We start from the raw sequence: 19,909 nt of genomic DNA on the forward strand, positions 1-19,909 counted from the left end.
CTCAAAATTATTTTTTAGCCCCCAATTTGCGACATGGTGCGGCTATACGCACCAGTCGTGCCAGCATCTCTCTGCTTATAGTTAATCTCTGGTTTCATTAACAGCAATTGCTGCACTTGATTGCGGAGTTCGGCTGTATTAACACCGGCGCGGAGGGCGGTTTTTAGGTCAATTTGACCCGTCTCATTCAGCAGACAGGGACGCAACCAGCCATCCGCAGATAGACGCATCCGGTTACAGCGATCGCAAAAACACTCGGACATCTGACTAATAAATCCTAGCGTGCCTTTGGCTCCGGGAATCTGGAAGACATCGGCGGGACCGTTACCCCGAACAAAAGATTCTGTCAATCCAAAGATGTCGCGGATGCGTTGGCGCAAATCGGCGGATGCCACCCAACCATTTCCGACAAATAACCGATCGTTGCCAATTGGCATAAACTCAATAAACCGGACGTGCCAATGCCGGTCAATTGTCAACGCAGCCAGATCCAGCACTTCTTGGTCGTTCACACCGGGAATGACCACCACATTCAGCTTCAGAGGATCGAACCCGACGCGATGGGCGGCTTGAATTCCGTCCCAAACTTTCTGCCACTGAGAACGACCGCGATTGCCGATAATTTTGTCAAAGGTTTCGGGATTGAGCGAATCCAGACTGATATTCAGGCGTCGCAACCCGGCGTCGTAGAGTTGTTGGGCGATTGGGGCGAGTAAAAACCCGTTGGTGGTCATTGAGAGGTCTTGCGTTTCCGGCAGGGACGCGATCGCCTCCACCAACTCCACCACCCGCGGACGCAGTAGCGGTTCGCCCCCAGTTAGACGAAATCGAGTAAATCCTACCGGGATAAATACCTCTTCGATCAGGGTGAGCAATTCTTCATCAGTTAACAGCTGTTGCTGCAAAATGTAGTCAAGCTCAGCACCCTCCGGCATACAGTACTGACACCGGAAATTGCAGCGGTCAATTAAGCTAATCCGAAGGTAGTCTACCTGATTCATGTTTTTTTGGGGTTGATGAGAACACCAACCCCTAACCTCTACCTTTATTCTGATCCATTTGTCAGTGGATCTACAGTAATTGGGGCCCGAAGCGGCACAAGTTGCAGTTTCGGCGAAATGAGCGATCGCCAAACCTTCCGAATCGGATGACTGCGATGCTCCTTGACAAAGACTAAAGGCAGGATAGCCACAAGTCGTAAAACAGCAGACAGAGCAAACACGGTTGGCAAGCCACCGAAATTGTCCAACTCAGCCAGAAATCCCCCGACAGTCGTTCCCAGTGCGCCACTGACACCCGCAACCGCCGCAGCGATCGCAAAGTAAGCAGATTGATGGCGTCCTGCTGCCACAGCCATTTGCAAATTGTTGGTACACAAGTCAATCGCTGCCCAGGTGCCACCCATGAACAGGTGTAAAAGCGGGAACCAAACCCAAACCGAAACTGGGTCAGCTCCCAGCCCCAGCCAGAGTAAAGGTGTCAGTGCTGCCAACACCCCCACAAATACCAGAAGTGGACGATTCCCAATTCGGTCTGCCAGCTTCCCCCATACCACCATCATTACCAAGGTAGCCGCCGCCGTTAAGCTGCTATAGAGCGTTACCCAGCTGACATCGATATTCAGGTTGTCCAGCAGGTAGAGACCGAAGAAAGGAGTGCAGATATTAACCGCAAATGCCCAAAAGCTAAAGTAAAGCAGAAACCTGACAAAATTGCCATTTTTGAGCAGAGCGATCGCAGTTCCCCAACGCTCAGTTTCCCCTGCCTCGTCAGCAGTGCCGTGCTGCGTCTGGGGATTCACATCCACCATGAAAAACTGACAGCCCAAACTAATTAACCCAATGATGACTCCCAAGAACAAGACCACACCGTATCCCTGAAGCGGCCCGCCAGGCCAAACCGACACGGCTAGACCGAGCAGGGGTACGGAGAGCAGAGTGGTCAAGCTGATAGCACTGTTGCGAAAGCCAAAATATCGCCCCCGCAACTGTTCCGGAACCAACGCCGCCATCCAGCTGAGCCAGTTAGCACTGCCCAAGCTGCCAATGATATTGGTTGCCAAGACGATTGCTAATGTCCAGCTGACCAGGTTGGGCGAATTCGTTGGGTGCCAGCAACTCCAACCAATTCCCGCCACTAAAATTAGCCACAGCAGCCGCGACGGGCCGTAGATCCAGACATTAAACCAGTGGCGACTGATGGTTCGTTCTGACAGATACGCTCCCAGTGGTTGCAGCAAATTCACCAGCATGGGGACGGACGACAACATCCCAATCTCCATTGGGCTTGCACCTAATTGGAGTAAGAAATTACTGAGCAGGACGCCGCCGGTAATGCCGCCAAACACGACAGCAAAGACAGCATCCCAAGTAGACGCTTTTAGGCTAGACCGAATTACCTGTTTGGAAAGTTTGGAAGGTGAATTGGAAGAAACTACCAGCGGGGAAGCGGCGGGAGTTTCTAAAACCTCCAAAGCTGGAAGAGATACGGTTTCAGCTGGGACTTGCAACGGTAAACTCCTCGACTGGTTTAGATAGGCTGGAATAGGGAACCACTGACTTTGTCTCTATTAAAGAACCCTCTTGCCGACAGCACGGACGACAGCCTTGTCTGTCTTGGCTCGAAGATGGACGTTTTAGAAGGATAGACTGAGAATTCTAGGTTGGGCAGCTTCCCGCAGTCAGATAACTTTCTCAATCCTTTGAAACAAACATTCAAAATAATTAAATCTCTCTGCCGCTAGTTAATAAATGGTAGCAATTGTGTATCAGACCAGTGGACGTAAAACCAATACATCTTCACTTAACCTTTCCCCTAGAAAACGCTGATTTCGTGGTTTCCCCTGGCCTTGTAAGGAAGGATTCAGGGGTTAGATTTGTCTGAGTGGAGGAAAAATTGAGCGCCAAACTTTTCTCCCTTAAACATCCCTTTCCCACTTTTTCTACCCAAAGACGGACTGGCGAGTAACAGCACTTGAAATCTCGGTTCTCTTCGTCAGAGTAGAGTCGCTGCCTCTTCTAGGGTTCCCAAGAAACCTCAGTGAATATCTACAAGCCGGTTAATGAATTGCTCGAACTGCCATTGTCCAAAGCCTTTTCTTTCAGAAAACGGCGATTTCAGTAGTCTTTTGAGAATTTGTAACCAGTATCATCTCTATATCAGGGCGCAGGAGAACCGATTTAAACCGCCAAGACATCGTTGGTACCCTTTAGGGGTGCCTAACCAAAAATCATCGCATCTGCCAAAAGAGAGGGGAGCTGAAGTGCATGGCAAACAAGCAACAGCGAGCTTTACTCAAGCAAGGAGTAGAAGCTTGGAATAAGTGGCGTAAATTGAGTCCGGGAATCCCGCCAAATTTAATTGGAGTCGATTTACGCCAGGAAGATTTGGGTGGAGTTAACCTGGCGGGGGCGTCTCTGTGCAGTGCTGACCTGAGTGGAGCCAATCTGATGCAGGCATCTCTGCATCGAACAGACCTTCGGGGTGCGGATTTGAGGGGAGCATCCCTGAGTAAAGCGGACTTGTCAGAGGCAGATATCACTGAAGCTAATCTCAGCGAAGCCTACCTCTTTGAGGCGAACCTGAGCCGAGTAAACCTTGAAGGTGCAGATATGCACTGGGTCTACCTGGGTAAAGCTGATTTGTCTGGGGCGAATTTGGTTGGGGCGAACCTTAGAGAGGTAGATATGCGGGGAGCCAATCTAATCGGGGCGAACCTCCGCGAGGCGGATTTGTTTAAAGCGAATCTAATTGGGGCGGATTTACAAGGAGCCGATCTGCGCGGGACGAATTTGGGTGAGGCTAACTTAATGGGGGCAAGGTTGCTCAAGACTAACTTTGAGAATGCAAACCTAGAGGGTTGTTTAGTTTATGGGATTTCGTCTTGGGGGTTAAAGTTGGAAGGAGCCAACCAGTCAAATTTGGTGATTACTCCGCCAGATTATCCAGCGATCGCACTGGATAATCTGGAAGTGGCGACATTTATGTACTTGTTGCTGAATCACCAGAAAATCCGCGAGGTTTTTCCCTCAATAGCCTCCAATATCGTGCCGATCTTGGGCAGTTTCAAAGCAGATGGGCGGAAAGATTTTCTGGAGGGGCTTCGCAATGCCCTTCGCCAACATGACTATTTGCCTTTGTCGGTGGAGTTGGAAAAAGCAGCGACGCCGGAACTTGCAGAAGCAATCTCCACCGTAGTTGGGATGGCGAAGTTTATGATTGTGGATTTCACGGACGCTAGCAGCATCCCCCAAGAATTACTGAAAATTCTCCAGGGTATCCCTTTGGTGCCGGTGCAACCGTTAGTGCAAGTGGATAGCGTGGATAGCAAAGAGGTAGCTGTGTTGAAGGAGTTTCAGGAATATCCTTACGCTCAACCCATTTACCAGTATCAGAATCTTGAAGATGCGATCGCTTCTGTAGAAGAAAAAATTATTGCCCCTGCTGAGGCAAAGGCGAATGATTTACTGAGCGGACGTTAGGGATGCCAATCCCTTACCTCTACGATGGCTGACGCTGATTGATTGTTTGCTGAAATCGCCATCTTGCTTAGAATGTCTTCCGTAACTACGGAAACGGGGTTCGTAGCTAAAACTACAAACTCCCGTCTCTATTGGCATGGCACATCTGGTAAGTTTTTCCGGAATTTGCGGGCGCGTGTCGAAAAAAAACTGGCAAGGCTCTTGACAAAGCTCTGCTTACTTCGGCGGAAACTGAGTTTTAATTTTACCGAGTAGTTTTTCTAGAATTGCGTACCGAGCGGATGAGCGATCGCGAAGCCGATAACAAAGCGATTAAACTGACAAATGTTTTTCACCTTATCCAAGAACGGCTATAAAGCAATCACAGTATGCTTTTTAGTCTAAATAAAACCCTTGGCAGTATCGCTAAATGCGATCGCTTTTCCCCTCTTCTTCTGGTGTGCCCCCGTAATCTCACCTAGTTCAAAACAAAAGCCTTTTTTGTTGTTCTACATATTATGTCATTCTTGTCTGTATACTTAGTAACATTTATGGCAAGTTTTATCTTTAAGCTCAGTAAATATACTACTTGTTTAAAGATTGTGTAAATATGTACTCTTAATGGTAGTCAGACTCAAGGCGTATTCCTTAAGATATAGATCATCAAATTAAACCATTTACGTGTAATTACGTAGTTACTTAATTTGTTAAATCCAAAATTACAAAAATTAGCTGCCAGCAAAAGCGTAAAGTCGCTGGTCGCAATCACTTGAAGTATGTTTGGATATCTGAGTTCAAGTATTGAATGTTTGTGAATTTAGAGAGGATTTATGGAAAGCTATATGGCAAAAAACAACATAGATTTTAAAACAAACCCGACAGGAATTGAGATTGAAACCCGGTTGAAAAATCGGACAAATAAGCAACAATTGGATCTGCTCAAACAAGGAGTGAAAGCCTGGAATGAGGAAAGACAACAGAATCCTCAAATCCGAGCAGACCTAAAGATGGCTAACCTTAAACGAGCCAACCTCAGCACAGCCAATCTCAGTGGGGCAGACCTCTCCTTAGTCAACTTCAGCGGGGCTAATCTGACCTCGGCTAACCTGAGCGGAGCCAACCTCAGTAGAGCCAACCTCAGCGGGGCAGACTTGAGATGGGCAGACCTCAGCGGCGCACTCCTAGATGGGACAGACCTCAATGGCGCACTCCTAAGTGCTGCCAATCTCAGCAAGGCAAAATTCAACAAAACCAACTTAAAAGGGACAGTCCTGAGCGGAAGCAACTTGAGCAATTCAGAAATCAGTGAAGCCAACTTCAGTGGGGCAGACCTGAGATGGGCAAACCTGAGACGAGCAGTTGTCAGCGTGGCAGACTTCCGCAAGACAGACCTGAGATGGGCAAACTTGAGTGAGGCTCAAGTGGTGCGGACAAATTTAGAGGGAGCCAACCTTGAGGAGTGTTCAATTTGTGGAATTTCCACTTTGGGATTAAAACTGAAGGGAGCCAAGCAGTTGAGTCTAGCCATCACTTCTGGCAGTGAACCCGCGATCGCAGTGGACAATCTGGAAGTTGCCGAGTTTATCAGTCGGCTGCTCAACACTCAAAAAATCCCCGATTTCAATAACACTATCTCTTCTAAAGTCATACTGGTTCTAGGTCGCTGCACCCAGGAGCGCAAGCCCATCTTGGATGCACTTCGCAAATATAACTATTTGCCAGTGGTTATAGACTGCGAGACATCGACAGATAAAGACCTGACGGAAACCATCTCGACGCTGGCTCAAATTTCGCGGTTCATCATTGCCGATCTCACCGATCCTAGAAGTATTCCTCAAGAATTGCACGCCATTATTCCCAATCTGCAATCGGTGCCAGTGCAGCCATTACTACATACTTCAGCCCAGAAAGAATACGCGATGTTTGAAGATTTCCAACGCTATCCTTGGGTATTGGAAACATATTGGTATAACGCTTTTGAGGAAGCGATCGCCTCTTTTAAGAACAAAGTCATTGTCCCTGCTGAAGCGAAGGCAAGGGCTTTATTAGGCGGTTGATTGAGATCGGTGGCAACTTGCGATAACAATCATTGATCGATCGTTATCTTCTACCTGATACCTTACCCCTGCACGATGATTGCAGGGGTTTTACTGCCTATGATGCTTGTTTACGCAGTTTTTCGACATACTGCTCAAACTCTTGCTCAGAAACATAATCTATTTCCCCGTCTCCCAAAGTAATCTTTGAAAGATACTGCATTGCACGCTTAAACTCGCCAGTATCCCACTCATAGGCAAGAACATCCATGCCCCCGTCTTCGGTCTCGATTGCCTTAACGGGTCGATCTCCTACAATGCAGTAGAGTGGTAAGTCCATAATATGATGATCCGCTAGTTAACTTGATTCGCTGCTTGTACCGATTCTATTGAGTGCATACCGACATTACTTTGAGTTATCCAGTCAATGTCAATCATCCACCCGCGTTAGCTAAAGCCTGATCGTAAAGTGCTTTTGCTTCTGCATTAAGCTGATCAATTTTTGCTTTTTCTTCTGAGCTTAAAGCCCGATCGGCTGTTTGAGCTGCTGCCTCTATTTTCCGAACCTCTTCGTATATTTTATGCCCTGCACCTGACTTAACCTCTAGAATTTGGGTTAGATGGAGTTGCAATTCCGCAATATGACCATTTGATAGCTGAACGTTTAGAAGAATATCGCGATAGCCAGCTGGGGTAGGTTGTGCAAAGCGATTCTTTTCTCGCACCAGCGTTAAATTTCTATTGCAGACATCTAGCCCACCCATTAAGTCAGGAAATGACTTGTAAACTATAGAACCGCGTGCAATATCTACTAATTTAGAAACATCCCCCTTGTAATCAGCCATTGTTTTCTCCATTGCTCGTTCTCGCCCTTTTAAGGCTTGAGGTAGCTTTGCTACTCCAGATGTCTCACTGGCAATTTGAGTGACTTTTTCGTACAGTTCCGGTTGAGCTTCTTCTGCTTGTTTGTAGAGTTTGTCTAAATCTCCTGCCACATCTCCACTAAATCCTGCTGTTGACTGTGCAGGACTTTGATCGCCTTGGCGCTGAATAACGGACTTTTGCTGCGGTTGCAGCGATCGCTGCACTGCACTGCCATTCTGCTGAACAACATGAGTCAGTTCATGGGCAATCAACTCCTGCCCACCCCGGCTTCCCGGTTCATACGCTCCCTCCCGGAAGAAAATATCTTGCCCAGTCGTAAATGCCTTTGCCTGGATTGAGCGATTCAGCTGGTTAGATTGAGCATCCGTATGAATCTTCACCCCACTGAAGTCAGCCCCAAATGCCTGCTCCATCGGTTCCAGGATGCTCTGTGCCAGTGGCTGTCCGCTTCCTCGTGCCTGTTGGATGCTTGCTTCAAGATCCGGTGAGGCGGGTTTGCCATCCTCACTAGACTGACACTGTATCATCGGCTTCATCTGGAGTTCTTTTTCTTCTTCCTCTTCTGGCATCACCTCGCGTTGCAGGGTGGGTACATCCAACTTTCTCATCAATTTGTTTTGATGATTCGGGATTCCCTGTTGATGCATCGCGTTGGAGCTTTGCACCATGCCAGCTTTTATGGTTTGAGCCAACTGACTTTCGGGCTGGCTAAGATCCCTTCCATAACTCGGCATGGGTGCATGAAGCCGCTGCACCACTTCTGCTGCTGTCTTGTCTGCTTCCTGTTCGTATTTATCTCCTGGCTCTCCAATCGTGAGTTTCGGTTGAATCGGTGGCGGTGTTGAGCTGTTAGGAGCAGATATAGAGATATTTGCAAAATTGTGACCAAAGCGCTGGGCACTTTCCATCTGTGCCTGTATATCTGGTGTTTCGTGAGTTTGGGGTTTCTCCTGAACCGGGAAAGGGCGCGGCTTAAACTGGCTGTTAACTGGTACGAAAGTAGAATTTTGCGGAGCTTTTTGGGGGTCGTGCGATCGCGTTGCCATAGTCACAAATAACTTCTTCTATTTAGTTCAGTTAAGGAATAATTGAGAGCCATCAGGCTCATAGATAGAACCTAAGCGAGAACTCACGGGATCAGTAGAGTATATTTACGGGTTTTCTAATTTCGGAGAGTTAGATATAGCAACACAATGTAATAAATCGACTGTTGGAGAAGAAATCTATACCACCCAAATGTTGAGTTGAGAACCGTTTTTCCTAGTCAATTCGTTAAGGCGATCGCTTTAATGACCAATAACAAGCGAATGGATTCTGAAAAGACTGCCATTGCTGAATTCACGTGTACTGATGAAGTGACTCCTGAACCGGACAAAGCAGTAAGGTGAGGCGTTAACTTTGTCCGCTCCAAAAAAATATGCTTCTCTATCTTGGCTCACAACTGGGATGATTGAGCGGTTCTCACTTGTATTTAATACATCGGGAGGTTAACACAGCTAGCTCTGTGTTAACCTCCCGATGTACTGAACGCTCATTGACAACGGCTATAACGCAAAGTTGTTCTGAGCCGATTCCAGAACGGTTTGCGTCGCCACATCCAGAAATTCAATCGAAAGATTCTTGCCTAGTGCTACGGCTCGCTTCATTCCAGCTAGTAAGCACTTGACTCCGTCCCTTTTCACGGCGTTAACTGACAGCAGATCCACTACAACAGTGTCAGTTGCCAACTCCAAGGCTTTCTCTAGAGACTTGCTGAAAGCGGGGCTGGTAACACTATCTAGACAACCGCTGGGTCTTAGCACCACTGTGCTAGGGCGAATTTCCTGGCAGCTAACTTGAGCGCGGGGCTTGGTGACTGAGTTCATAATGGCTTTCATGGGATTTTCTAAAACGTGTCGTCAATCAAAGAACACAACCTATCTACAAACACATTCCACTAAAATCCCGAAGGTTCTGATGTCAAATGTCACGCTTGTCAGTGTTTGCGATCGCTATTAAACAATGATCTGTCCCCAACCCCGGTCTGGATATACATTGCCCGTGTTTGCCTGTGCCGCTGCTGTTGCCGCCTTGCGCTGGTTGCAGCAAGGAGCGTCACCGTTGGACGCCGTGCCAGTGGATTTAATTGAACCCGCCGAAACGGTGTTGATTCCGATTGAGCAGGTTGCCGGTATCGGTGAAGGGATGGCGTTAGCGATCGCTCGTAGCGATCCTGGCGATAACCTTGACCTTACCCGCAACACGCCAGTCTGGGCGCTGGTAGAAATTAAAAATCAAGGATTAAAAATTAATAATGAACAAAAAGAGTTTTTAGATCCTCCGCCCTCAGTCACGATCAAAGGCGGTGAAGGGATCGGGCGTTTGGTGAGTGCTGACGATCAACCTGCTATTTATCGTTATGCTCAGCGGCTGATCCGAGAGAATTTGGAGCGGATGCTGGAACCTGACGAGAAAATCCAGGTGACGATTATTTTGCCAGAAGGGCGTAAACTCGCTCAACGCACCTCAAATGAAGCCTTTGGGGTTGTGGAAGGACTCTCCTTACTCGGAACAAGCGGCATTTCCCAACCGCTGAGTGCCCCCGGACAACTGGAGGCTTTCCGAGAGGAACTGCAACAGAAGGCTAACTGTTTTGATTGTTTGGTGTTTTGTATCGGGGAAAATGGCTTAGATTTAGCCCAGCGGTTGGGAATCAATCCAGAAAGAATGATTAAGACAGCGAATTGGCTGGGACCATTGCTAGCATCATCAGGAGTGCAAAAAGTCAAGAATATCTTATTATTTGGCTACCACGGAAAATTGATGAAACTTGCGGGTGGGATTTTTCACACCCATCATCACTTGGCAGATGGACGTCAGGAAATTTTGACCGCTCATTGTGCGAATCTCGGTTTACCAACGCCGGTATTGCAGGCAGTTTTGAAGAGTGCCACTGCTGAAGACGCCTTGAAATACCTGCGCCAATTGGATGCAGCAGGTAGTACCGATTGGGTGGGGCAAGTTTATGGCGCGATCGCTCAAAGCATTGACAAGCGATCGCACGATTACATCCGCACTCACAGCGAACAACTCGTTACGGTCGGTTCCGTCCTGTTTGACCGCGATCGCCAAATTATCGTTAAAAGTAAAACAGGTACCTCGTTACTGTATCAAGTGTGTTAGTTTTATATGAATACACATCAACTTAATAAATAGCAATAAAGAAGTTTTTTATCTGCCGCTATTGTCAGTGGCGTAATCGAATCATGGAAGACTGGCTAATAGCAATAAACAATTAGCCAGTTTTTAATCCATTAAAGACTATCTGTACATCTGTACTCTACCTACTCAGGATAAGCCGGTGACTCTCCAGACTGAAACACCGCCTCAAATCGAGTATTTGGGGCAACTAAATCGCCAAATGATTGTGATTCTTGACTTCGGCTCTCAGTATTCTGAACTGATTGCCCGTCGGATTCGGGAAACACAAGTTTACTCGGAAGTTCTTTCCTATCGCACCACTGCCGAACAGCTACGACAGCTAAATCCCAAGGGGATTATCTTCTCTGGTGGCCCAAGTTCAGTGTATGACACGGGTGCCCCCCATTGCGATCCGGAAATATGGAACCTGGGGATTCCCGTCCTGGGAGTCTGTTACGGGATGCAGATAATGGTGCAGCAATTAGGTGGGGAAGTCACCAAAGCTGACCGGGGTGAGTATGGCAAGGCGTCGCTATTGATTGACGATCCCACAGATTTGCTCACCAATGTGGAAGATGGCACGACCATGTGGATGAGCCACGGGGACTCTGTAACCAAGATGCCATCGGGGTTTGAAGTGCTGGCACACACGATAAATACGCCAGCCGCAGCGATCGCTCATCACGAGAAAAAGCTCTACGGAGTTCAATTCCACCCCGAAGTCGTCCATTCAATTGGGGGAATTGCCTTAATCCGTAACTTTGTCTATCACATCTGCGACTGCGAACCGACTTGGACAACAGCGGCGTTTGTTGAGGAGTCGATTCGAGAGATTCGGGCAAAAGTCGGCGATAAGCGGGTGTTGCTAGCACTTTCTGGCGGCGTTGATTCTTCCACGCTTGCCTTTTTGCTGCACAAGGCAATTGGCGACCAACTGACGTGCGTATTTATCGACCAAGGCTTCATGCGTAAGTATGAACCAGAACGGTTGGTGAAGCTGTTCCACGAGCAATTTCACATTTCTGTCGAGTATGTGCAAGCACGCGATCGCTTCCTCAATCAAATTGAAGGAATTAGCGATCCTGAAGAAAAGCGTCGCCGCATCGGGCACGAATTTATCCGCGTATTTGAAGAAGAATCTCGACGCCTTGGCCCCTTTGACTACCTTGCCCAAGGTACTCTCTACCCGGACGTGATTGAATCAGCCGACACGAACGTCGATCCCAAAAGTGGCGAACGGGTGGCAGTGAAAATTAAGAGTCATCACAACGTCGGCGGCTTGCCCAAAGACTTGCGCTTCAAGTTGATCGAACCTTTACGAAAATTGTTCAAAGATGAAGTGCGAAAAGTCGGTCGCTCGATTGGATTGCCAGAGGAAATTGTACAACGGCAACCCTTCCCTGGTCCCGGACTGGCGATTCGCATTTTAGGCGAAGTGACGGCAGAACGGTTAAATATCCTGCGGGATGCTGACTTAATTGTTCGTCAGGAAATTAATCGCCAGGGGATGTACCACGACTTCTGGCAAGCTTTTGCCGTGTTGCTGCCGATCCGCAGCGTAGGCGTAATGGGCGATCAGCGCACCTACGCTTACCCGATTGTCTTGCGCTTTGTTTCTAGCGAAGATGGCATGACGGCAGACTGGGCGCGTGTTCCCTACGATTTGTTGGAAACGATTTCCACCCGAATTGTGAATGAAGTTCGGGGTGTGAATCGAGTGGTTTACGATATTACTTCTAAGCCACCTGGAACTATCGAGTGGGAATAATAAAGTAGTAAGAATTTTTAACGCAAAGGTACCCAAAGGTTAGCGCCAAGGTACGCAAAGTTTAAGAGACGGAGTGAAAGCTCTGTCTCTTTTTGGCTTGAAAGAGCGGTTCAACTGGATTTTGAAATAAATTATGTTTTCTTTAACTTTTGTGGAAAACTCGTAAAATTCTGTGGAAAAGTCCCCTCATCTGTGGAAAACTACCTAGATTTTGATTCTGCTTCGTAGGTAATTTGATCGGATTGGTAAGCAGGTGGCTCGATGTGAATCAAAATTCGGACGGGGCTAAATCTTTCTTTTAGGCGGTTCTCGACTTCTTCTGTAATTTGGTGGGCAGTTTCTACATCGGTGACGTCTACAATCAAGTGCATTTCGATGAATACCTGACGCCCAACAACGCCTCTAGAAGCAATTTCGTGACAATTAATCACTCCTGGAACTTGGATGACGATCCCATGAATGGCTTCGGGCGCGATCGCCATCTCATCGACTAGCCAGGGCAAATTATCTTTAATCACGTTCCAACCACTGCGAAACACTAACAAGGCAACGGGAAAGGAGAGAATAATATCCAACCACTGAAGTTGCGGCAGATTCAATACCTGTCCTTGCCAGACGCCAATCAACCCACCCAAAACAGCAATTGTCACCCAGACATCGCTCATGGTGTGCTGGGCATCTGCAATTAAAATGGGGCTGCCTACCTGCTGCCCAACATGGCGTTCGTAGAACGTGACAAAAATATTCACGCCCAGCACAATCAGCAGTAACCACAGCTCAGAGGGGGAAATGATGACGGGTTTACCACCACCGCTGAGAATTCGTTCAATTGCCCCTTGCAGAATTTCAAAGCAGGCAATTCCTAAGAAGGCAGCAATTCCTAACGCTCCCACACCTTCAAATTTCTGGTGTCCGTAAGGATGATCCCGATCGGGTTGAGGTGAAGAAAATCGGCTGGCAATTAATCCCAAAATGTTGTTGGCGCTATCGGTAACGCTATGCAAGGCATCCGCTAGCAAGCTGAGAGAACCCGTCCACGACCCCAGCACTGCCTTCAACGTCATTACGAACAGGTTGAGCAGTAGGGTAATGATTAAAACCTTACGCACTGCCGAGCGGTTATCTGCTACCACAGAATTTTCCTCACTCGCCATTTAGAGTTCTATGGCATTCAGTCTAAAGCTTGTGGCTTCACCTTGCATCTATCCTCTTGTAAATGCTGTCTGTTCTAAGTTATGAGTGATAAGTTGATTCACAATTCAAAACTCTTGATTGCTCATGTCTTCTTCAAAACTCATCCTCAACTTAGTTGAAGGTTCTGTTTCCTTCAGCTTTACGCCCCAGGCAGCCCAAGATTTACAAGGCGCGATCGCTCAGTTGATGCAGAGTCTCAAAGTCATTGCAGGTGGCGGCGGCAAAACCAATCCCCAAAAACCAATGGAATATCGATACACGGGGGATGTCTTTCTAGAGATTTTCTGCAATCCTAATATCTGGCCGACTCCCTTTGCCGCTAAAGTTTTGATCTCCCTCCGAGATGACCGCATTCGCCTGACTACGGAGGCAGAACTCACTCGCTTAATTGAGGATGTTAATCAGTATTTAGAACAGATGGGCTAAAACTGGGCGGGCAAATGGTTTCTTTAGATTCTTTCTTAGGACGGATGCTACTCCCCTAAGAAGTCAGCAAAATGTCCCTTTGTGTGTACTAAATGGTAGCATTAAGACGCCAGATCCTGCGTTTGTTTACTCGCTTGGCGGAAAGCCGAAAGCTAGAAACTTAAAAGTGAGTGGTGCCGAGCGGTTATTTATCGAAAGCGATCGCTAAGGGCTGTCTAACCTTCATTCAATCTGACTGATTTATCTAATGAACTCTAATAATCTGCTGGAGTTAGTACAAAAAGGATTTCGCGTTACTTTGGGTGCAACCGCTTCTCTAGTTGAGAGCGTACAAGACACTCAAAAGCGAGAGCAAAATCTTGAGCTGTTAAAGTCAGACGTCAATCTGGTGGTTCAACAACTAGCAGAAAAAGGAGAGATTACGGAGCTTGAAGCCCGCACTTTCCTGAATTCTCTAATGGCGCAAGCCAATGATGCAGCTAGCACACAATCTTCTGGAACTCCGAGCCGCCCTGCGACAACGCCGGTGACAACGGTTGCCCAGCCAGATACGCAATTGGAGCTAGAGGAGCTAACTGCACAAATTGCTGCAATGCGAACTGAGTTAGAAAAGCTGCGCGACCCCAACTCAGGGATTTAGGTCGGGGATTGCTAGCAGCTTTATCAAAGCATTTATTAGGCTTGCTCCTAGTAGCCTATCCGAAGGTTTGTGCTGAGCAAAACGAAGGAGTTGAAGTGTTGTCACGCATCTCGGTTTGAGCAGAGATCCTGCAAAGAGATTTGCGCGATCGCAGCGCGATTGTTGATGACAACGTTACGCCAACGCTCCACAACGTTTTGCTCAGAATGGCATCTTCACTTTTTGGATAGGTCTAAGAAGCGAACTTAATTATTCGCACTAGAAAGAATCAGAATATTCTCCAAACCAGGCTAATTAAGAATCAACAGGTGAAAGAATAAAAGCAGTCTTTCCTTAAGTTGAGACAAGCGTGGAATCAAGCTTGTCCTGAGTTTCACTGTTTCCAGTGGAACTGTAGGATTGTCTTAAAGGTAAAAAAATATCAATCGTTGTCCCATTGTTCTTGCCCCATCAGATCGCCGATGCGATCGCGGAGTAAGATATTGCATCTTTCTAATTCACACTCAACACAAACCCACTCCCGTGCAGGGATGTACTGGCACAGAACGTAGATGGGTTGCTGACGAGTCACAATTCCTTTCTCCACCAATTGACGGGCTTCTTCTTGAAGAACGTCGATGGAGTATTGCACAGATGATTTAGGCGGCATTATATCAGCAGTCATGGTCTCAGCCTCGAAACTAACGAGCTACGACTATAACTTAATATAATCCAATACTGCTTAGCGCGGAAATAATTTTTGAACAGTATATCAAGTTACAAATGAATTTATTCGTTTAATAAGGATTTCAAAAGTCAGGGAACTTTGACATAAAAATATATCCTTATGCTGATGAAATTGTTGAAGAACGGGTCTATTTATAATTAAGCCTGTATTTTCAAATTGAAGACACTGTAAATAATCGGTGATAACGGTTATGACATTGATTAACAAAATTAATCAATGTGCTGCACAGTTGCTAAATGCTTAGAGCTGGGGCACCGAACAAAACTTCAAGGGCGATCGCCTGAGCTGCTGGCATCTGCCCGTAAGAAAACACACAAGGGATATGCGGGGGCAGGTGTGGAAGAAACTGTTCCAGAAGATAAGGACTGCCGTAAATCACTAACGCTTGGAGTTCGGCATTTCCTAAGAGTTTTTTAAACAAGTCCTGAGCCAACGGTGTCAAGCCAGCACTGCCTCGGAAAGGATTCCCACGGATGAACAGCTGGAGTAGGGTTGGTTGGGCGTTTAAACCCGATTTATGATAAAACACCCAGCCAGGAATTAAGGTGGTGTGGGGATCGAGTAGTTGGAGTTGATAGCCGTGCTGTTTGGGCAGAGCCACAGCCGGTGCTTGTTTATCGAGAAAATCACAATTCAGGGTGTCATCCACCACGATTAAGTTGCGTAAGTTGCCCTGACTGGGAAGTAAAGGAATTTCGCCATGAACGACGAGCGCCTCTCGCACGATGTTGGCAGATGTGGCGAGGGCGTGTGGTTGAGCTAGTTGGAGGAGATGGGGAGGGAATGGTGAAGGCGCTGGTTGGACTTCAGGCGCGATCGCCTCTACAGGCGGTTGTGCTGTGCCTTGTTGGACTCGGCGCTTGGCTGTCCAGATACGCTCAACAGACGCACGAATTCGCGCCTCTGAAATGCGTCCCTGTGCTACCGCGTCGCACACCGCTTGGATAGCACCCGCAGGATCGACTGGCATCAGCAAAATATCTGCGCCGGCTTCGACAGCTAAGACTGGAGCTTCATTTGCTCCATAGCGGTTGGCGATCGCTCCCATCACCAATGCATCGGTAACAATTAATCCTTCAAATCCCAGCTGTTGCCGCAGCAGTTGAGTCAAAATCGGTTGGGAAAGGGTGGCAGGGCGTTCGGCATCCCAAGCCGGGATCAGGAGATGGGCACTCATTACGGCATCTACACCGGAGGCTGTACCTGTACCGATTGCTTCTTGAAACGGCAGTAACTCAATCTCAGCCAGTCGTGCCGGGGAATGGGGCAAGACGGGCAAATCTAGATGGGAATCCACCGCCGTATCGCCATGTCCGGGAAAATGCTTAGCAGTCGTTAACACCGGATAAGCTTTCGCCCCCCGGATGAAAGCAGACGCTAGTTGAGTCACTTCCTCTGGGTTTTCGCCAAACGCCCGGACGTTAATCACTGGATTATTAGGATTGTTATTCACATCCACAACCGGCGCAAGCACCCAGTTGATGCCAATTGCTAGGGCTTCTGAGGCGATGATGCCTCCCATTTGTTCGGCGTATTTCAAGGCAAGAGAGGCATCTTTCCGGAATACTGCCCCGATTGCCATCGGTGGCGGAAACCAAGTTGCCCCAGAAAAGCGTTGTCCGACGCCTTCTTCAATATCAGCCGCGATCAGCAAGGGGGTTTTTGCCCAGTCTTGGAGTTGTTGCGATCGCAGTGCTAATTCTCCAGCACTGCCTCCCAACAAAATGACCCCCCCGACGCCCAAATCCTGCACCCAGTGTTGCAGAACTGCCGCCGGTGGTTCCCAATCTGGATACTGAATTTGGTGGTCGAACAGGTAGCCTGACGCCCGTACCACGACCATTTGCGCTACCTGTTCTGCTAGAGAGAGCGATTCCCACTCCGGCAGCAATGCCACAGATTTCAATCTTCTGCCTCAACGATGTCTTCTTCTTCCACTCTCGCAGCCGGACGGTCTTGATTAAGCTGATTCAACAAAGACAAAATGCGATCGCCCCTTTCCAGAGAACGATCTTCCTGAAACAGTAACTCTGGTGTCCGACGCAGCCGCAACCGTTGACCGAGTTCGCTGCGGACAAAGCCAGTTGCTGCTCTTAACCCAGCCATCGTTTCTACCTTTGCTTCCTCGGTGCCATAGATGCTGACGAAGATTTTAGCGTGTTGTAGGTCGCCTGACACATCCACATCGGTGACGCTGACCATGCCAGCACCCACGCGATCATCTTTGATTTCGGTTAGCAGCATTTGGCTGATTTCGCGTTTAATCAATGCGGCAACGCGAGAAACGCGGCGACTTGTAGCCATAATCATCTGCTGCCTTTAAGACAGTGTGAGCAATGCTTTTACTCATCCTACCTAAATCGGACTCACTCCCAGCATCGCCCGTAGGGTTAGGGTAATAAAAGTTAAGGCTGCCACCAGAAAGCCCATCAAAGCGATCGCGCTGGTTCGATTTTGGAGTAGCGGTTTCAACCACCCAAAGGTATAAAAGAATACCCCTAGGATAATGGTGACAAAGTAGCGGGGGTAGCGAGAGATATTTTCCCAAAAGCCATCAAACATATTATTTAAAGTAGCCGACACAAAAAGCGGCGATAAGTCACTGCATCTTAACTGGTAACATTTGTCTGCGAGTTCGACAAGCTCGGCATCGCCCCTAAATGGGGTTTCGTCGAGAGATGGTTCACCAAGCGTCCGGTGGTAGCAGGTTACTACCCACTATATTTGTGCAACCGCGACATATTGACTCATAACACATTGCCCGATAACACACGGACTCATAAGAGCGATCGCGTGTTTTGGTCGCGGTGATAGTCATTTTTTTCCTCCTGTCGAACCCGCTAGGTATTCTAAATTAAATCATATCCCCCCACTTCCACAACAACTGTTACAAACGCTTTAATTTTTTTAGATAGCTAGAAGCAATGTCAACTCAGGCGACACAACAAGAAATAGCGCGTCCCTTTCTAAAATGGGCTGGTGGGAAAAGCCAGCTAATTCAGCAATATATTCCCTATTTTCCCCCAAAATTTACAACTTACTATGAGCCATTTTTGGGTGGCGGCGCTCTTTTCTTTCATTTATTGCCGAAAGTATCTATTTTGACGGATATTAATGGCGAGTTAGTCAATGTTTTCCGATGTGTAAGGGATGAAGTAGAACCGCTAATTGAATTTTTGCACCAGCATCAAATGAATCATAGTAAGGAGTATTATTACTGCGTGCGATTGATGCAACCTAACACCCCTCTAGAAAGAGCTGCTCGATTTATTTACCTCAACAAAACCTGCTTTAACGGATTATATCGAGAAAACTCAAAAGGGCAATTTAATGTTCCGATTGGGAAATACAAAAATCCAAAAATTTGTAATTCAGCTTTACTTAGGGCAGTTTCCGCTGCACTTCAGAGTGCCCTGATTGATGTTAAACCTTTTGAAGCTGTCCTGCAATCTGCGGAAAACGCTGAAGATTTTGTTTTCTTTGACCCGCCTTATTATCCTCTAAGCTCTACCAGTAACTTTACCGCCTATAGCCGTAATTCTTTTAATGAAGCTGACCAAATTCGGCTCAGGGATGTCTTTGTAGAACTGGCGAAGCGTGGTGTCAAAGTGATGCTTTCTAATTCTGACTGTCTGTTTATCCGAGAAATTTACAGCAATTTTAATATTTATGAGATATCAGCTTCCAGAATGATTAATTCCAACGCTAGAAAACGGGGTAAAATATCTGAATTATTAATCACATCTTATGCAAGATAACTGTTTGTCCATAAAATAACGTAAAGTATTTGCCGTACAATTTTCCTTAATTATTGGGATTTGTTATAATAGGATGTATATATTATTCGACCGTTAGAGTGTTAATTGCTCGATTGAAATAAGCTTGCAAATTTGTAATTTACCACATGGGATAGAAGTATGTGTGGAAGATTTACCCAAAGTAAGTCCGCTGAGACAATCGCCCAAGCATTCCAGGTAAATGATGTTCCACTCCTGATGCCTCGTTATAATATTGCGCCCACCCAGTCAGTACAGACAATTTTACAAAATCCAGAACAGTCTCAACGACAGTTCAAAATGCTGCATTGGGGGCTGATTCCTCGTTGGGCAAAAGATACAAAAATGGGAGCAAAACTGATTAATGCACGGGCGGAAACGGTAGCCGAAAAACCGGCTTTTCGGGCAGCTTTTAAACAACGACGTTGCTTAGTAGTAGCGGATGGTTTTTATGAGTGGAAGCAGCAAGACGGGAAAAAGCAGCCATTTTATTGTCGCGTCAATGATGGACAACCTTTCGGCTTTGCTGGTTTGTGGGAGCATTGGGAAGGAGAGGACGGTGAGGAAATAGATTCTTGCACAATTTTGACAACAGAACCCAATGAGGTAATGCGCCCGATTCACAACCGAATGCCAGTCATTCTCGATCCAAAAGATTATGATTTGTGGTTGGATTCACAGGTGCAAAAGCCGGAGTTATTACAGCCTTTGTTGCGTCCATATTCAGCAGAAGAAATGGCAACTTATCCAGTCAGCACAAAGGTAAATAAACCAATGAATGATACGGCGGAGTTGATCAATAGCCTTTAAGCGATCG

The 19,909-nt window shown here is 47.2% G+C and carries 19 protein-coding genes; 8 read left to right on the forward strand and 11 right to left on the reverse strand.

Features of this window, described 5'->3' with window-relative positions; translation table 11 throughout:
* Window positions 1-14 precede the first annotated feature (14 nt).
* Window positions 15-1,001: a GTP 3',8-cyclase MoaA gene (moaA, locus tag NC997_RS08845; RefSeq protein ID WP_190527411.1), complete on the reverse strand. Its 987-nt coding sequence runs from the start codon at window positions 999-1,001 to the stop codon at window positions 15-17.
* A 44-nt stretch (window positions 1,002-1,045) separates the two neighbouring features.
* Entirely contained in the window at window positions 1,046-2,473 is a 1,428-nt protein-coding gene (locus NC997_RS08850; RefSeq protein ID WP_347276109.1) for an MFS transporter, read from the reverse strand.
* A gap of 793 nt (window positions 2,474-3,266) precedes the next feature.
* Between NC997_RS08850 and NC997_RS08855 the strand changes: the two genes are divergently transcribed.
* Both NC997_RS08855 and NC997_RS08860 read left to right on the forward strand, forming a co-directional pair.
* A complete protein-coding gene (locus tag NC997_RS08855) occupies window positions 3,267-4,481 on the forward strand; it encodes a pentapeptide repeat-containing protein (protein ID WP_190527415.1) in 1,215 nt (404 codons plus the stop codon).
* 821 nt (window positions 4,482-5,302) lie between these two features.
* Window positions 5,303-6,517 (forward strand): pentapeptide repeat-containing protein, encoded by a 1,215-nt coding sequence (locus NC997_RS08860; protein ID WP_190527417.1) that lies wholly within the window; start codon window positions 5,303-5,305, stop codon window positions 6,515-6,517.
* A 97-nt stretch (window positions 6,518-6,614) separates the two neighbouring features.
* Here NC997_RS08860 and NC997_RS08865 read toward each other — a convergent pair whose 3' ends face one another.
* From NC997_RS08865 to NC997_RS08875, 3 genes are all read right to left on the reverse strand, one after another.
* Window positions 6,615-6,836 (reverse strand): hypothetical protein, encoded by a 222-nt coding sequence (locus NC997_RS08865; RefSeq protein ID WP_190527419.1) that lies wholly within the window; start codon window positions 6,834-6,836, stop codon window positions 6,615-6,617.
* A 94-nt stretch (window positions 6,837-6,930) separates the two neighbouring features.
* Window positions 6,931-8,427: a DUF4157 domain-containing protein gene (locus NC997_RS08870; protein ID WP_242031376.1), complete on the reverse strand. Its 1,497-nt coding sequence runs from the start codon at window positions 8,425-8,427 to the stop codon at window positions 6,931-6,933.
* Between the two features lie 498 nt (window positions 8,428-8,925).
* Complete coding sequence (locus NC997_RS08875; RefSeq protein ID WP_206753361.1) at window positions 8,926-9,258, reverse strand: hypothetical protein; 333 nt, start codon at window positions 9,256-9,258, stop codon at window positions 8,926-8,928.
* A gap of 124 nt (window positions 9,259-9,382) precedes the next feature.
* Between NC997_RS08875 and cbiD the strand changes: the two genes are divergently transcribed.
* Complete coding sequence (gene cbiD, locus NC997_RS08880; RefSeq protein ID WP_190414728.1) at window positions 9,383-10,543, forward strand: cobalt-precorrin-5B (C(1))-methyltransferase CbiD; 1,161 nt, start codon at window positions 9,383-9,385, stop codon at window positions 10,541-10,543.
* Between the two features lie 238 nt (window positions 10,544-10,781).
* Window positions 10,782-12,329: a glutamine-hydrolyzing GMP synthase gene (gene guaA, locus NC997_RS08885; protein ID WP_199292247.1), complete on the forward strand. Its 1,548-nt coding sequence runs from the start codon at window positions 10,782-10,784 to the stop codon at window positions 12,327-12,329.
* A 200-nt stretch (window positions 12,330-12,529) separates the two neighbouring features.
* Here the strand turns inward: guaA and NC997_RS08890 are convergent, their stop codons facing one another.
* Window positions 12,530-13,462, reverse strand: a complete 933-nt coding sequence (locus NC997_RS08890; protein WP_190437619.1) for a cation diffusion facilitator family transporter — start codon at window positions 13,460-13,462, stop codon at window positions 12,530-12,532.
* A 145-nt stretch (window positions 13,463-13,607) separates the two neighbouring features.
* Between NC997_RS08890 and NC997_RS08895 the strand changes: the two genes are divergently transcribed.
* Window positions 13,608-13,949 (forward strand): hypothetical protein, encoded by a 342-nt coding sequence (locus tag NC997_RS08895; protein ID WP_190414730.1) that lies wholly within the window; start codon window positions 13,608-13,610, stop codon window positions 13,947-13,949.
* Between the two features lie 247 nt (window positions 13,950-14,196).
* Complete coding sequence (locus NC997_RS08900; RefSeq protein ID WP_190414731.1) at window positions 14,197-14,589, forward strand: hypothetical protein; 393 nt, start codon at window positions 14,197-14,199, stop codon at window positions 14,587-14,589.
* Window positions 14,590-15,010: 421 nt separating this feature from the next.
* Here NC997_RS08900 and NC997_RS08905 read toward each other — a convergent pair whose 3' ends face one another.
* From NC997_RS08905 to NC997_RS08925, 5 genes are all read right to left on the reverse strand, one after another.
* Entirely contained in the window at window positions 15,011-15,253 is a 243-nt protein-coding gene (locus NC997_RS08905) for a DUF4327 family protein (protein WP_190414732.1), read from the reverse strand.
* Window positions 15,254-15,548: 295 nt separating this feature from the next.
* Window positions 15,549-17,213: a glycoside hydrolase family 3 N-terminal domain-containing protein gene (locus tag NC997_RS08910; RefSeq protein ID WP_190527574.1), complete on the reverse strand. Its 1,665-nt coding sequence runs from the start codon at window positions 17,211-17,213 to the stop codon at window positions 15,549-15,551.
* A gap of 5 nt (window positions 17,214-17,218) precedes the next feature.
* Window positions 17,219-17,620, reverse strand: a complete 402-nt coding sequence (rbfA, locus tag NC997_RS08915; protein ID WP_190414734.1) for a 30S ribosome-binding factor RbfA — start codon at window positions 17,618-17,620, stop codon at window positions 17,219-17,221.
* 51 nt (window positions 17,621-17,671) lie between these two features.
* Window positions 17,672-17,878 carry a DUF751 family protein gene (locus tag NC997_RS08920; protein WP_190414768.1) on the reverse strand — a complete coding sequence of 69 codons (207 nt, stop codon included), beginning with the start codon at window positions 17,876-17,878 and terminating at the stop codon, window positions 17,672-17,674.
* Window positions 17,879-17,999: 121 nt separating this feature from the next.
* A complete protein-coding gene (locus NC997_RS08925; RefSeq protein ID WP_277879659.1) occupies window positions 18,000-18,134 on the reverse strand; it encodes a hypothetical protein in 135 nt (44 codons plus the stop codon).
* A 106-nt stretch (window positions 18,135-18,240) separates the two neighbouring features.
* Between NC997_RS08925 and NC997_RS08930 the strand changes: the two genes are divergently transcribed.
* On the forward strand, window positions 18,241-19,074 hold the full coding sequence (locus NC997_RS08930) for a DNA adenine methylase (RefSeq protein WP_190527423.1): 834 nt from the start codon (window positions 18,241-18,243) through the stop codon (window positions 19,072-19,074).
* A 159-nt stretch (window positions 19,075-19,233) separates the two neighbouring features.
* Window positions 19,234-19,902 carry an SOS response-associated peptidase gene (locus NC997_RS08935; RefSeq protein ID WP_190527425.1) on the forward strand — a complete coding sequence of 223 codons (669 nt, stop codon included), beginning with the start codon at window positions 19,234-19,236 and terminating at the stop codon, window positions 19,900-19,902.
* The last annotated feature ends 7 nt before the right edge of the window (window positions 19,903-19,909 follow it).

The organism is Trichocoleus sp. DQ-A2 (assembly GCF_039961915.1).
In the GTDB taxonomy this organism is placed as follows: Bacteria; Cyanobacteriota; Cyanobacteriia; order Cyanobacteriales; family FACHB-T130; genus FACHB-T130.

Excerpts from the sequence above, each read along its gene's own strand:
- moaA (WP_190527411.1), bottom strand. The coding sequence starts at position 1,001 with ATGAATCAGGTAGACTACCTTCGGATTAGCTTAATTGACCGCTGCAAT.
- NC997_RS08855 (WP_190527415.1), top strand. The coding sequence starts at position 3,267 with ATGGCAAACAAGCAACAGCGAGCTTTACTCAAGCAAGGAGTAGAAGCT.
- NC997_RS08860 (WP_190527417.1), top strand. The coding sequence starts at position 5,303 with ATGGCAAAAAACAACATAGATTTTAAAACAAACCCGACAGGAATTGAG.
- NC997_RS08865 (WP_190527419.1), bottom strand. The coding sequence starts at position 6,836 with ATGGACTTACCACTCTACTGCATTGTAGGAGATCGACCCGTTAAGGCA.
- NC997_RS08870 (WP_242031376.1), bottom strand. The coding sequence starts at position 8,427 with ATGGCAACGCGATCGCACGACCCCCAAAAAGCTCCGCAAAATTCTACT.
- NC997_RS08875 (WP_206753361.1), bottom strand. The coding sequence starts at position 9,258 with ATGAAAGCCATTATGAACTCAGTCACCAAGCCCCGCGCTCAAGTTAGC.
- cbiD (WP_190414728.1), top strand. The coding sequence starts at position 9,383 with ATGATCTGTCCCCAACCCCGGTCTGGATATACATTGCCCGTGTTTGCC.
- guaA (WP_199292247.1), top strand. The coding sequence starts at position 10,782 with ATGATTGTGATTCTTGACTTCGGCTCTCAGTATTCTGAACTGATTGCC.
- NC997_RS08895 (WP_190414730.1), top strand. The coding sequence starts at position 13,608 with ATGTCTTCTTCAAAACTCATCCTCAACTTAGTTGAAGGTTCTGTTTCC.
- NC997_RS08900 (WP_190414731.1), top strand. The coding sequence starts at position 14,197 with ATGAACTCTAATAATCTGCTGGAGTTAGTACAAAAAGGATTTCGCGTT.
- NC997_RS08905 (WP_190414732.1), bottom strand. The coding sequence starts at position 15,253 with ATGACTGCTGATATAATGCCGCCTAAATCATCTGTGCAATACTCCATC.
- rbfA (WP_190414734.1), bottom strand. The coding sequence starts at position 17,620 with ATGGCTACAAGTCGCCGCGTTTCTCGCGTTGCCGCATTGATTAAACGC.
- NC997_RS08920 (WP_190414768.1), bottom strand. The coding sequence starts at position 17,878 with ATGTTTGATGGCTTTTGGGAAAATATCTCTCGCTACCCCCGCTACTTT.
- NC997_RS08925 (WP_277879659.1), bottom strand. The coding sequence starts at position 18,134 with ATGACTATCACCGCGACCAAAACACGCGATCGCTCTTATGAGTCCGTG.
- NC997_RS08930 (WP_190527423.1), top strand. The coding sequence starts at position 18,241 with ATGTCAACTCAGGCGACACAACAAGAAATAGCGCGTCCCTTTCTAAAA.
- NC997_RS08935 (WP_190527425.1), top strand. The coding sequence starts at position 19,234 with ATGTGTGGAAGATTTACCCAAAGTAAGTCCGCTGAGACAATCGCCCAA.